The organism is Paraburkholderia sp. J7 (assembly GCF_905220155.1).
Taxonomy (GTDB): Bacteria; Pseudomonadota; Gammaproteobacteria; order Burkholderiales; family Burkholderiaceae; genus Paraburkholderia.
Genome location: NZ_CAJMYZ010000006.1, coordinates 275,434 through 288,125 on the forward strand (window position 1 = coordinate 275,434; position 12,692 = coordinate 288,125).

General features: G+C 63.6%; 14 protein-coding genes. 1 reads left to right on the forward strand and 13 read right to left on the reverse strand.

The genetic code is table 11. The features are described 5' to 3' along the window. Positions 1–33: 33 nt before the first annotated feature. The 10 genes from hscA to U5A58_RS12620 form a co-directional block, all read right to left on the reverse strand. Complete coding sequence (hscA, locus tag U5A58_RS12575; protein WP_321961661.1) at positions 34–1,905, reverse strand: Fe-S protein assembly chaperone HscA; 1,872 nt, start codon at positions 1,903–1,905, stop codon at positions 34–36. Between the two features lie 61 nt (positions 1,906–1,966). Next, entirely contained in the window at positions 1,967–2,515 is a 549-nt protein-coding gene (gene hscB / locus U5A58_RS12580) for a Fe-S protein assembly co-chaperone HscB (protein WP_321908959.1), read from the reverse strand. Between the two features lie 86 nt (positions 2,516–2,601). Beyond that, positions 2,602–2,925, reverse strand: a complete 324-nt coding sequence (gene iscA / locus U5A58_RS12585) for an iron-sulfur cluster assembly protein IscA (RefSeq protein ID WP_028210067.1) — start codon at positions 2,923–2,925, stop codon at positions 2,602–2,604. A gap of 143 nt (positions 2,926–3,068) precedes the next feature. Next, a complete protein-coding gene (iscU, locus tag U5A58_RS12590; RefSeq protein ID WP_028216879.1) occupies positions 3,069–3,473 on the reverse strand; it encodes a Fe-S cluster assembly scaffold IscU in 405 nt (134 codons plus the stop codon). A 111-nt stretch (positions 3,474–3,584) separates the two neighbouring features. Beyond that, complete coding sequence (locus U5A58_RS12595) at positions 3,585–4,808, reverse strand: IscS subfamily cysteine desulfurase (RefSeq protein ID WP_321934908.1); 1,224 nt, start codon at positions 4,806–4,808, stop codon at positions 3,585–3,587. A gap of 90 nt (positions 4,809–4,898) precedes the next feature. Beyond that, the gene (iscR, locus tag U5A58_RS12600; protein WP_321908964.1) at positions 4,899–5,432 is read right to left on the reverse strand and encodes a Fe-S cluster assembly transcriptional regulator IscR; all 534 of its coding nucleotides are present in this window, start codon (positions 5,430–5,432) and stop codon (positions 4,899–4,901) included. 154 nt (positions 5,433–5,586) lie between these two features. Next, the gene (locus U5A58_RS12605; RefSeq protein ID WP_321961662.1) at positions 5,587–6,069 is read right to left on the reverse strand and encodes a low molecular weight protein-tyrosine-phosphatase; all 483 of its coding nucleotides are present in this window, start codon (positions 6,067–6,069) and stop codon (positions 5,587–5,589) included. A 103-nt stretch (positions 6,070–6,172) separates the two neighbouring features. Next, entirely contained in the window at positions 6,173–6,403 is a 231-nt protein-coding gene (locus tag U5A58_RS12610; protein ID WP_321961663.1) for a hypothetical protein, read from the reverse strand. A gap of 159 nt (positions 6,404–6,562) precedes the next feature. After that, a complete protein-coding gene (locus U5A58_RS12615) occupies positions 6,563–7,999 on the reverse strand; it encodes a lactate utilization protein B (RefSeq protein WP_321961664.1) in 1,437 nt (478 codons plus the stop codon). An 88-nt stretch (positions 8,000–8,087) separates the two neighbouring features. Next, positions 8,088–8,810, reverse strand: coding sequence for a (Fe-S)-binding protein (locus U5A58_RS12620; RefSeq protein ID WP_321908971.1), 723 nt, complete (start codon positions 8,808–8,810; stop codon positions 8,088–8,090). A gap of 181 nt (positions 8,811–8,991) precedes the next feature. Between U5A58_RS12620 and U5A58_RS12625 the strand changes: the two genes are divergently transcribed. Next, positions 8,992–9,792: an IclR family transcriptional regulator gene (locus tag U5A58_RS12625; protein ID WP_321908974.1), complete on the forward strand. Its 801-nt coding sequence runs from the start codon at positions 8,992–8,994 to the stop codon at positions 9,790–9,792. A gap of 70 nt (positions 9,793–9,862) precedes the next feature. Here the strand turns inward: U5A58_RS12625 and U5A58_RS12630 are convergent, their stop codons facing one another. The 3 genes from U5A58_RS12630 to pbpG all read right to left on the reverse strand — a co-directional run bounded on the left by U5A58_RS12630 (position 9,863) and on the right by pbpG (position 12,100). Then, complete coding sequence (locus tag U5A58_RS12630) at positions 9,863–10,387, reverse strand: DNA-binding protein (protein ID WP_321961665.1); 525 nt, start codon at positions 10,385–10,387, stop codon at positions 9,863–9,865. A gap of 3 nt (positions 10,388–10,390) precedes the next feature. Beyond that, entirely contained in the window at positions 10,391–10,678 is a 288-nt protein-coding gene (locus tag U5A58_RS12635; RefSeq protein ID WP_321961667.1) for a hypothetical protein, read from the reverse strand. 237 nt (positions 10,679–10,915) lie between these two features. Beyond that, entirely contained in the window at positions 10,916–12,100 is a 1,185-nt protein-coding gene (gene pbpG / locus U5A58_RS12640) for a D-alanyl-D-alanine endopeptidase (protein WP_321934911.1), read from the reverse strand. Between the last annotated feature and the right edge of the window lie 592 nt (positions 12,101–12,692).

Here is a 12,692-nt window from a genome sequence, read left to right on the forward strand (position 1 = left end):
GTTGAGGTTTCAGCCACGCTTTTAACCGCGGCTTCAGCCGATCTCGTCGAGCTTCTTGCCCGCCAGCGCGCGCTTGATGCCCTTGTTCATCCGGCGCGCGGCAAACTCGTCGGTGCCTTCGGAGAGCGCCTTCGTCGCCGCTTCGATCGCGCCGGCGTCGTCGCCCTGCGCGACTTGCGCGAGCGCGGCGATCAGCGCGTCGACTTGCGCACGCTCGGCTTCGTCGAGCAGTTCGCCATCGGCGCCCAAAGCGGCGTTCGTCGCTTCGATGATGCGTTGCGCCTCGACCTGTGCCTCGCGCAGCGCGCGGGCGCGCATGTCGACTTCGGCAGTCTTGAAGCTGTCTTCGAGCATGCGGGCCACGTCGTCATCGGCGAGACCGTAGGACGGCTTCACCACCACCGACGCTTCCACGCCCGAGAGCTGCTCGCGCGCGAACACGGACAAGAGGCCGTCCGCATCCACCTGGTAAGTCACGCGAATACGCGCCGCGCCCGCCGCCATCGGCGGAATGCCGCGCAACTCGAAACGCGCGAGCGAGCGGCAGTCGGCGACCAGTTCTCGCTCGCCTTGCACGACGTGAATCGCCATGGCCGTCTGGCCGTCCTTGAAGGTCGTGAAGTCCTGCGCGCGCGCGACCGGAATGGTCGAATTGCGCGGGATGATCTTCTCGACGAGGCCCCCCATCGTCTCCACACCGAGCGACAGCGGAATGACGTCGAGCAGCAGCCAATCGTCCTCGCCACCGCGGTTGCCCGCGAGCAGGTCGGCCTGGATCGCCGCGCCAAGCGCGACGACCTGGTCCGGGTCGAGATTCGTAAGCGGCGCCTGGCCGAAGTGCTGCTCCACGGCGCGGCGGATGACCGGCATGCGCGTCGCGCCGCCGACCAGCACTACGCCCTTCACGTCCTTTGCGGCGACCTTTGCGTCGCGCAGCGCCTTCTTCGTCGGCGTAAGGGTGCGCTGCACGAGCGCTTGCGTGAGCGTTTCGAAGCGCGGCTCGTCGATTGTCAACGCGATCTGCTTGCCGCTCGACAGGCTCGCCTCGATGCGCGCCTCGGGCGCGGACGAGAGCGCTTCCTTCGCGTCGCGCACGCGATCGAGCAACAGGCGCACGTCTTCGGGCGCGAGGCTCGCGCGCTCGATTCCGGACTGCTCCAGCGCATACGCGAAAAGCGCGTGGTCGAAATCGTCGCCGCCGAGCGCCGAATCGCCGCCGGCCGCCAGCACTTCGAACACGCCCTTCGTGAGCTTGAGAATCGACAGGTCGAACGTGCCGCCGCCGAGGTCATAGACCGCATAGAGGCCTTCGGCGCCGTTGTCGAGCCCGTAGGCAATCGCCGCCGCGGTCGGCTCGTTGAGCAGACGCAGCACGTTCAGGCCCGCGAGACGCGCGGCGTCTTTGGTCGCCTGGCGCTGCGCTTCGTCGAAGTACGCGGGCACCGTGATGACGGCGCCGACGAGTTCGTCGCCGAGCGTGTCTTCGGCGCGCTGGCGCAGCGTCGCGAGAATCTCCGCCGAGACTTCAACGGGGCTCTTCACGCCGTCTACGGTCTGGATCTGCACCATCCCCGGCGCGTCGACGAAATCGTATGGCGCGTTCGCCGCGCCTTCGACTTCGGACTTGCCGCGGCCCATGAAGCGCTTGACCGACACGATCGTGTTGCGCGGATCGGTGGCGGCTTCCGCCTTCGCCGCGCGGCCGATGCGGCGGCCGCCCTTCGCCAGATAGCGCACGACCGAAGGCAGCAGCACGTGGCCGTCTTCGTCGGGCAGCACGTCGGGCACGCCGCTGCGCACCGCTGCGACCAGCGAGTTCGTCGTGCCGAGGTCGATGCCGACGGCGAGTCGCCGCTGATGCGGCGCCGGCGCCATGCCGGGTTCGGAGATTTGCAGTAATGCCATCTGTGTAATCTGCTTTTTAACCTGCTTTAAACCTGATGAGCGCGAGCGCCCGATATCCGCTTCAGCCTTCGAGACGCTCGATCTGCGAGTCGATCTCGCCCGCCACGCGCTCAATGAACATGAGCTGGCGCACCGCCTCGGCGGCCGGCTGGTTCGAGCCGCTGTCGAGCAGCGCCGCGAGCTTCGTGAAGCGCACGCGTTCGTCGTCGCGCAGTTCGCCCGCGAGCGCATCGAGCGCGTCGACATTCTTCGCGCCGACCGCGTCTTCGATCGCCTCGCGCCACTCCATCTGCTGCATGAGGAACGCAGGCTCCATCGCCGTGTTGTTCTCTGCGCCAACGTCGATACCGCGTAAATGCAGCAGATACTTCGCGCGCTTGAGCGGATCGCGCAGCGTCTGGTACGCCTCGTTCGTGCGCGTGGCCCATTGCATGGCGATGCGCTTTTGCGCCTCGCCGGCCGCGGCGAAACGGTCGGGATGCACCTGCGCCTGCACCGTGCGGTAGGCGTGGTCGAGCGCGTTCGCATCGATCGCGAACTGCTCGGGCAGTCCGAACAGCACGAAGTGGCTGTCGGAGAGCGATCGGGTAGACGTGGAAGGCGTGCTCATCGGCTGGAACGTTCGGGTAGGGCTATCACAGGGCCATCAAAATCAAAAAGGCGGCACAGGCCGCCTTTTCACCGCTCGACGCGGGCTCAAACGCGGAAGGACTCGCCGCAGCCGCACTCGTCCTTCACATTCGGGTTGTTGAACCGGAAGCCTTCGTTCAGGCCTTCGCGCACGAAGTCGAGCTGCGTGCCGTCGATATAGGCAAGGCTCTTCGGGTCGACGATGACCTTCACGCCGTGGCTCTCGAAGACGTTGTCCTCGGGCGCTAGCTCGTCGACGTACTCGAGCTTGTACGCGAGGCCCGAGCAGCCCGTCGTGCGCACGCCAAGACGCAGGCCCACGCCCTTGCCGCGACGGGTCAGGTACTTTTGCACGTGCTGTGCCGCTTTTTCAGTCAACGTAATTGCCATAGCATCTTCGCCGCGCCTCGCGCCGCCGGGTTCGGCTTTCGCCTTGCCTTGCGTCGCGACGCAACCCTGCTGCATCCAAAATCGTTAGTCCCAGAGCGCCGCACCCCATGGTCCGGCGCCTTCCTGCATCGACGCTGCCGCGCTTACGCCGCGTCGGCCTTCGCTTCAGTCGTGTGACGCTGGCGATAATCCGCGACCGCTGCCTTGATTGCGTCTTCCGCGAGAATCGAGCAGTGGATCTTCACCGGCGGCAGCGCCAGTTCTTCGGCGATCTGCGTGTTCTTGATGTCGAGGGCCTGGTCGAGCGTCTTGCCCTTCACCCACTCGGTCACGAGCGAGCTCGAAGCGATCGCCGAGCCGCAGCCGTAGGTCTTGAACTTCGCGTCTTCAATCACGCCGTCCGCGCCCACGCGGATCTGCAGCTTCATCACGTCGCCGCACGCGGGCGCGCCGACCATGCCGGTGCCGACCGCGTCGTCGTCCTTGGCGAACGAGCCGACGTTGCGCGGGTTTTCGTAGTGGTCCAGAACCTTGTCGCTATATGCCATGATCACACTCCTTCAATTCGTTGGCCGCGCTGCATGCAGTGCTCTGCTCATTGCGCTGCGGCCGGTTCGTTTTCGATGCAACTACGCGATGCTGACTGCGCCGCGAAAGCCTTAGTGCGCCGCCCACTGAATGGTCGACAGATCGATGCCGTCCTGGTGCATTTCCCACAGCGGCGACAGCTCGCGCAGCTTGGCGATCTTCGTCTTCAGCAGGTTGATGACGTAATCGACGTCCTGTTCCGTCGTGAAGCGGCCCACCGTGAAGCGGATCGAGCTGTGCGCCAGTTCGTCGTTGCGGCCGAGCGCGCGCAGCACATACGACGGCTCGAGCGACGCAGACGTGCAAGCCGAACCCGACGACACCGCCACGTCCTTGACCGCCATGATCAGCGACTCGCCTTCGACGAAGTTGAAGCTGATGTTCAGGTTGTGCGGGACACGCTGTTCCATGTCGCCGTTCACATACGTTTCTTCGATTTCCTTCAGGCCGCGCAGGAGCTTGTCGCGCAGCATGCGCACGCGCTCGTTTTCCGTGGCCATCTCTTCACGCGCGATGCGGAACGCTTCGCCCATGCCGACGATCTGGTGCGTAGCCAGCGTGCCCGAGCGCATGCCGCGCTCGTGACCGCCGCCGTGCATCTGCGCTTCGATGCGCACGCGCGGCTTGCGACGCACGTACAGCGCGCCGATGCCCTTCGGGCCGTAGGTCTTGTGCGCCGAGAACGACATCAGGTCGACCTTGAGCTTTTGCAGGTCGATGGGCGCCTTGCCCGTGGACTGCGCGGCATCGACGTGGAAAATGATGCCCTTCTCGCGGCAGATCTCACCGATCGTCTCGATGTCCTGGATCACGCCGATCTCGTTGTTCACGTGCATGACGGAAACGAGGATCGTGTCGGGACGCAGTGCGGCCTTGAACACGTCGAGGTCGATCAGGCCGTCGTCCTTGACGTCCAGATAGGTGACTTCGTAGCCTTCGCGCTCGAGTTCACGGCAGGTGTCGAGCACGGCCTTGTGCTCGGTCTTGACCGTGATGATGTGCTTACCCTTGCTCTTGTAGAAGTGCGCGGCGCCCTTGATTGCGAGGTTGTCCGATTCGGTCGCGCCGGAGGTCCAGATGATTTCGCGCGGGTCGGCGTTGACGAGCGCGGCGACCTGCTCGCGCGCTTCCTCGACAGCATGCTCCGCGTCCCAGCCATAAGCGTGGCTGCGCGACGCCGGATTGCCGAACTGCTCACGCAGATACGGAATCATCTTGTCCACCACGCGCGGGTCGACGGGGGTCGTCGCGCTGTAGTCCATGTAAATGGGCAGGTGGGGAATGTCGTTATTCATCTATCGCTCCGGGGAATCTTGTGTGCTGCGCTGTACTGTCTGTATTGTCAACTGCGGCCAACTACGGCGTTCTGGCGGCGCTCGAAGGGGCTACGAACCCGCCATGTTGAAGATCGAGTTCGGACCTAGCGGCACCGCCCTGACCGGCTCCACCGGCGGCGCCTCGGCGCGGCGGTCGCGCAGGACGGCGGGCGCGGCGCCTTCGCGGGCGCGCTGCTTGTCCACCAGATCCTTGAGCGACACCGAATCGAGGTACTCGACCATTTTCTGGTTCAGCGTCGACCAGAGTTCGTGCGTCATGCAGTGGCCGTCGTGCTGCTTGGTGCCCTCGCAGGCGCCCTTGCCGCCGCACTGCGTGGCGTCGAGCGGTTCGTCCACAGCGATGATGATGTCCGCGACCGTGACATCCTCCGCGCGACGCGCGAGGTTGTACCCGCCGCCCGGCCCGCGGACCGATTCGACGATTTCATGACGGCGCAGCTTGCCGAACAGCTGTTCGAGGTACGACAGCGAGATATGCTGCCGCTGGCTGATACCCGCAAGCGTCACCGGGCCCTGCTCCTGGCGCAGGGCCAGGTCAATCATCGCCGTGACGGCGAAACGGCCTTTGGTGGTGAGTCTCATGATGTAGGGGAACCGCAATTCTCGACAATTTTCGTCAAGTATAAATACATGACTAGTTTAGTCAAGTATCAACGTCGCGATCTGGGTTATTAGGTGCGCTGCGAATCCCAAAAATGGCGCGATTTCTGCATCCGGCAGATCCGCGCCGCTCATCTCAGTCCGCCAGTTGCCCACGCAATGCGGCGAGCAGACCCGCGCAGGCAGCCTCGCACTGATCGAGCACCATTTCGAAGCCTGCGTCGCCGCCGAAATAGGGATCGACTACCACCCGCGCTTGGGCCTGCGGTGCGAACTCCATCAACAAACGGATCTTGTCGCGCTCGCTCGCCGGGCAGACATCCTGAAGCGCGGTGACGTTCGCGTCGTCCATCGCCACGATCAGGTCGAAGCGGCCGAAGTCCTCGGCAGCGATCTGGCGGGCGCGCAACGGCGCGAGATCGTAGCCGCGCTGGCCGCCTGCCCGCTGCGCGCGCGCGTCGGGTGCCTCGCCGATGTGCCAGTCACCCGTGCCCGCCGAATCGACCTCAACGTGCCCCGCCAACCCCGCTTCATCCACGAGGCGCAACATCACGGCCTCAGCCGTGGGCGAGCGGCAGATGTTGCCAAGACAAACGAAGCAGACGGAAACCTTTTTCATTCGTGGGGGCTGAAACAGCGGTCGGCGTTCTTTGCGCGCAGGCGAATCTTGAATTATACAAAGCGCACGAAGCGCGCGCTGCGCGTTGACGCCAGCGCGCTCGTCAGATCGCGCTCGCTCGCGGCAGCGGCGCGATACCGTTCATTGCCTTCACCGGCGTCTTGCCTTCGCTGCCCACGAGGCCATACGAGACCGCGCGCGCAAGTTCCGCCGTGACCTGATCGGCTGCGAGCGGCATTTGCTGCTCGGCGGTTTTCCATGCATGAACCCATGCGATCACCGCGAGCGGCACGATCAGCGCCAGCGGCCAGTACACCGTTATTTTCTTTCTCATGATGCGACTCTCTATCGACTGTGGAGCGACAGGTGCGGACGCACTATCGCCAGTCGAGATGATATAGAGAGTCGCAATCAGGAAAAACCCGGTCCGGACGAACACACTGTTGCGCCAGCTTAAATAGTCGGCGACCTGAACTTGACCGATGGGCGCGCGTCAGGCCTGTTCGGGACGCTTTGTCGTGTCCAGATGCGTGTGCCGCGCCGCGTACAGCTCGCGGAACGTGCGGCCGACCGGCGCGGGCATGTCGCGCCCGTTGGTCCAGCCACGCGCAAATGGCAGCTTGCGAATGAGCCGGGCCTGGCCGCCCATGCGCTCCAGGATCCGCACGCCGAGTTTGGTGAGCAATGCGTAGGCCGTTGGATGCAGCGCGAGCCAGCCCCAGGCGGCGAGCGCCGCACGCTCGCGCCACGGGCGTAGATGCCGCTCCGTTTGCTTCTCGCGCAGTTTGCGCAGCAAGTCCGACAGCGGAATGCCCACCGGGCAGACGCTATTGCACTCGCCGCAGAGCGTAGCGGCCTGAGGAAGATCGAGCGTCTTTTCGAGACCGACGTAGCTTGGCGTGAGCACGGAGCCCATCGGTCCGGGGTAGACCCAGCCGTACGCATGGCCGCCCACCTTCTGATAGACCGGGCAGTGGTTCATGCACGCCCCGCAACGGATGCAGCGCAGCATCTCCTGGAAGTCCCCGCCAATCAGGCCAGTGCGGCCGCCGTCCACGAGTACGACATACATATGCTCCGGGCCGTCCTGGTCTTCGGGGCCGCGCGGGCCCGTCAAAACCGAGAAATAGTTCGACGTGGCCTGCCCCGTTGCCGAGCGCGGCAACAGACGCATGGCCGTGGCGAGGTCTTCGAGCGTAGGCAGCACCTTCTCGATGCCCGTCACCGCCACATGCACGCGCGGCATCACCGTGCACATGCCCTCGTTGCCTTCGTTGGTCACGAGCACGACAGAGCCGGTTTCCGCGACGAGGAAGTTACCACCCGTCACGCCCATGTCCGCCGAGAGAAAATGCGGACGCAGGACTTCACGCGCCTCACGCGTCATATCGGGGATTTCGGTCAGGCGCGGCTTGTCGTGCGTTTTCGCGAAGAGATCGGCGATCTCGTCCTTGTCCTTGTGGACAACGGGCGCAATGATGTGGCTCGGCGGCTCGTTGTCGTTGATCTGCAGGATGTACTCGCCCAGATCGGTCTCGATAGACTGCACGCCCATTTCCGCGAGCACCGTATTGAGCCGCATTTCCTCCGAAACCATCGACTTGGTCTTGATGACCTTGTGCACGCCGTGGCGCCGCGCGATGTCCGCGACGAGCTTCGCCGCATCCTGCGCGGTTTCCGCGTAGAGCACGGTCACGCCGCGCCGCGTTGCCTCGGTTTCGAACTGTTCGAGCCAGACATCGAGATTCTCGAGCGCGCGGTTGCGGCGCGCCTTGAGCGCTGCGCGCGTGGCGGGGAAATCGATCGCGGTGATCGCCTCGGCGCGCGCCGAGACGAATTTCGTCGAGAGCTTCTTGAGGTTATGCTGCAGGCGCTCATCGGCCAGCTTCTGACCGGCGCGCGCCTTGAACTGCATCGATTGGACTTGCATGGCGTGTGGGCGATGTTGTGCGGTTTTCGGCGGGGTCGGGGCTATTCGTGGATTGCGCGCAAAATGCGCGATGGCAACCAGCGGCGCATCACACGTCGCCTGCCAGCACCTGGGCGACGTGCAGCACGCGCGTGGCGGTGTCGCCGGTGCGGCGCAGGCGGCCTTCGATATTCAGCATGCAGCCGAGGTCGCCGAGCACCACGGCGCCCGTGCCGCTCGCTTGAACATTTGCGCATTTTTCGTCGGCAATGGCCGTCGAGATGTCACCGTACTTCACGGCAAAGGTGCCGCCGAAGCCACAGCAGTGCTCGCAATCCTTCATCTCATGCACTTCGACGCCGCGCTGGGCTAGCAATGTGCGCGGCTGTGCCTTCACGCCAAGTTCACGCAGGCCCGAGCACGAGTCGTGGTAGGTCACCGGCCCGCTGAACTCCCCTTGCGGCAGCGTGACCTTCGCGACGTTGACGAGGAAATCCGTGAGTTCGTAGACGCGCTCACGCAACTTGCCGTAACGCCCCATCAGTTCCGGATCGTCGCGGAACAGGTCGCCGTAGTGCACGCGGATCATGCCGCCGCAGGAGCCCGATGGGACGACGACATAGTCGAACTGCTCGAATTCGCGCAGCGTCTTTTCCGCGAGATCACGCGCGAGCGCGCGCTCGCCTGAGTTGTAGGCCGGCTGGCCGCAGCAGGTCTGCGCAGGCGGCACGACGACTTCATAGCCTGCCTCTTCGAGCAATTTGAGCGCCGAAAAGCCAATTTCCGGACGCATCGTGTCGATGAGGCACGTGACGAACAAACCGACTCGCATGGGGACTCCTCGTTAAAACCGTCCCCGATTATCCGCTGTTTCGTCGCCACGACCAACGCGGGTCTGCATCACCCTCGCCGGCCCGCCGCAGCGCAGCACAAGCCTCCGCCCTACCGCTTACTTTTTTCACAATACGAGATACAATGCATTTCCGCCTCAAGCGTCAAACGAATCTGAACTCATGAGCGACACCCATCCAGATCCGAAGACCTCGATTCAGGTGATCGAGCGCATGATGCGCCTGCTCGACGCGCTGGCCGCGCACAGCGACCCGGTCAGCCTGAAGGAACTTGCGCAGCGCACCGAACTGCACCCTTCGACTGCGCACCGCATCCTGAACGATATGGTGAGCTGCCGGCTCGTCGACCGCTCCGACCCGGGCACCTACCGGCTTGGCATGCGGCTGCTCGAACTCGGCAACCTCGTGAAGGCACGCCTTTCCGTGCGCGACGCGGCGCTCACACCGATGCGCGAACTGCACCGCCTCACGGGTCAGACCGTCAACCTCTCTGTGCGCCAGGGCGACGAAATCGTCTATATCGAACGCGCCTACTCGGAGCGCTCGGGCATGCAGGTGGTGCGCGCCATTGGCGGGCGGGCCCCGCTGCACCTCACTTCGGTCGGCAAGCTCTTTCTCGCCGCCGACGAAGCGAACCGCGTGCGCGCTTACGCCACGCGCACCGGCCTTTCGGGCCATACGCGCAACAGCATTACCGACCTTGGACGCCTCGAGCGCGAACTCGCCCACGTACGCCAGCAATTCTGCGCACGTGACAACGAGGAGCTCGAACTCGGCGTACGGTGCATCGCCGCTGGCATCTACGACGATACCGGCAAGCTCGTGGCAGGCCTTTCGCTCTCCGCGCCCGCGGATCGGCTGCAAGATTCGTGGCTCGGTCAATTGAGCAAGACGGCGCTCACGATTTCGGAGTCGCTGGGCTATCACGCGGAGCCCGCTGAAGGCAACGCGCAACCCGCGTGAAGTCAGGGCGAGGCAGAATCGAGAAGAGCGGAGGCGTGCCCTCCGCTTTTTTTTTGGCTCGCCGGCGTCCTCACGCCACCAGTTCATCGAGCTTGCGATTCAGCTTCGTATCGAGATGGCGCGCTTCTTTTGCGAGATTCACCTGCTTCGCCGTGCGCGCCGTTTCAAGCAGCGCCGAGTCGATGCTGTATCCGTTGCGCCCCTTCAGCCAGGCCAGGATGTCGCTCAGATGCCATAGCGACGGATTGCCCTCGTGCACGGGCTGGGGAAACTCCGCCGCGTGCCCGAGCATCAGCTTGCGCAAGTTCTGGCGCGACATGCCGGTCAAGTCGGCGGCATCGGTCAAGCCGACGAAATCTGGCGCGGCTTCTACGAGGCGCGCCGCAGGCACCGCCTTCTTGACGTCTTGCAGCGCCGAATAGATTGCCGACCATGCATTCGCACTGTCGCGCATGAACGTCAGCGCGATTCGACCTGGCAACCCCACGCCGATTGTCGCGTCGTCGCAGCCCGCGGCGGCGAGGCGCTCCACGAGCGCCTCGTGATCGCTGTCTTCGGCCGGCAGTTGGTACTTGAGAGTGAACAGATAATCCATGCGTTACTCCGGCACGACGGCCGCCGCACACGCGGCTGCCGCGTTGTTACGATGGGTCGTGCAATTCTCGACCACTCGTTTGAGCACATGGGCATGATTGCCCGCGTTACGCGGCGTGCTCCAGATGCTCGTGATGCAGAATTCCCCGCAACGACAGGCGGCATCGTTGTATGGGCAGTACATGCGACCCCACGCGTGCCCGTGGCCTTTACCTGGCTGAACTAACCAGCCTTGTTTCTCGGCGTAAGCAAGCACGGCTTCGATCTCTTTCTTTGGGTGCGAACTTCTCATCGACAAACTCAGTGTATGCATCGTCGGATTGGTTGTCAATTGACAACCATCAAAACCTCATATCGCCGGGCACAAAAGCCAGGCGAGATTGGGCGCCAGGTACTCACCGGGCAATGTTGCCGACGAACCAAACGACGAGACAGTCTGCCGATCGTCATAGGACGACCACCACGCATCAGAAAGCAAAACGCCCCGCAGTTGCGGGGCGCTTATCGGGTAAATCGGAAACGACTGGGATCAGGTGCCAGGACCGCCTGCGTCGGCGCTCGTAATGCGCGGCTGCTGGTCGGCGCCGCCATTGTCGAGCCACGTGCGTACGCGCGTTGCATCCGCGAAGCGCGAATACTTGCCGCTCGAATCGAGCAGGACCATGATCACCGGACGATTGTGAACCGTCGTCTGCATGACGAGGCATTCACCCGCTTCGTTGATGAAGCCCGTCTTCTGCAAACCGATGTCCCACGACGCATTGCGGACCAACGCATTCGTGCTGTTGTAGGCGAGGTTGCGCTTGCCCGTGAACACGTCGTAGCTGCGGTCGGTCGAGAACTGGCGAATCATCGGGTACTGGTAGGCCGCATTCACCATCTTCACGAGGTCACGCGCGGTCGAGACGTTGTGGCTCGTGAGCCCCGTGGAATTCTCGAAGTGCGTATCGGTCATGCCGAGTTGCTTTGCCTTCGCGTTCATCGCCGCGATGAACGCCGGACGGCCACCCGGGTAATAGCGCGAGAGCGCTGCCGCCGCACGGTTTTCCGAGGCCATCAACGCGATGTGCAGCATGTCTTCGCGCGAGAGCACCGAGCCCACGGAAAGACGCGAGCCCGTGTTCTTTTCGTAGTCACGATCTTCGTCCGTGACTTCGATTTGCTCCGAGAGCGACTCCTTCGAGTCGAGCACGACCATCGCCGTCATGAGCTTCGAGATCGAGGCGATCGGCACGACGGCGTGCGAGTTCTTGTCGAACAGCGGTTCGAGCGTGTTCTGGTCGACCACGTACGCAACGCCCGAGCGCAGCATCAGCGAGTCAGGCGTCTCGTGCAGACCGAACGCCTGACCGACGGTCGGCTGGCGCGGTTCGAACGCGACACGGCGCACCGCCGAATGATGGCGGCCGTTCATCGTATAAGTGACGCGGCGCTTTTTCGCCACCGGACGCGCATCGTCGTCTTTCGCGGCGACGGTACGGGTTGCGCCCGCCTTTTTGGTGGCCTTTGCCGATTCCGGCTCAGCCTTCGCAACCTTCTTGGTGGCCTTTTTCGCCTTGGCCGTTTTGGCCGGTGCAGCGTCTTGCGACGCAGCAAAGGCGCCCTCAGGCGCCACGAGCGTCGCACTGATCGCGACGGAAACAGCAACCGACAACGCGGTGCTGATAACCGACGACGGCATCAGTGAGAACGACAGGAGCTTGTCGGATTTCATTGGTGTTCTTGATGGAGCGGCGGGATCGTTCGCCAAGTGTAGTAAAACCACGAAAAATTCGCAAATTGAAGCACTTATCGGCGCTCATTAAACCGAAGTATGACCTTCGATTGAGCTGGCCAATGCACTTCTCGCATTCGATGGAGTCAGACAATTGCCCAAGCCGCTCCTCTCGCCACGGCGCCGCCTGCTGATAACGTTTGCGGCGCACGCACAGTGCGCTTGCTGCGTTAACGGCGTTCGTCGTACGGAACTTGAACTGAGGAAGATACGGGTGAGATTGCCTGACCACCAGTGCCGCCGTGCCGCGCGACGCGCGTTCGACCGCAATGGATCATTAACGTTCCATGTAGGAATTTGGTGTACGCACCCAGGACAAATCCCATAGGCGCGTTCATGTGATCCATGCCGCATCTTGCCAGAAGCCGCGTTTCCGCGCTTGCCCCACCCTACCCGCCGCCGCCCGCAACCCGCCGTGGCGCCAGCGCCTTGGGGCGTCGGCGCCGTTGTCGCACCTGCGCCATGCGCGAGGCATAAGTGACTGTTTAATAATAAATTATCGACATTGTGCGACGCACCAAAAAGCCTTGAC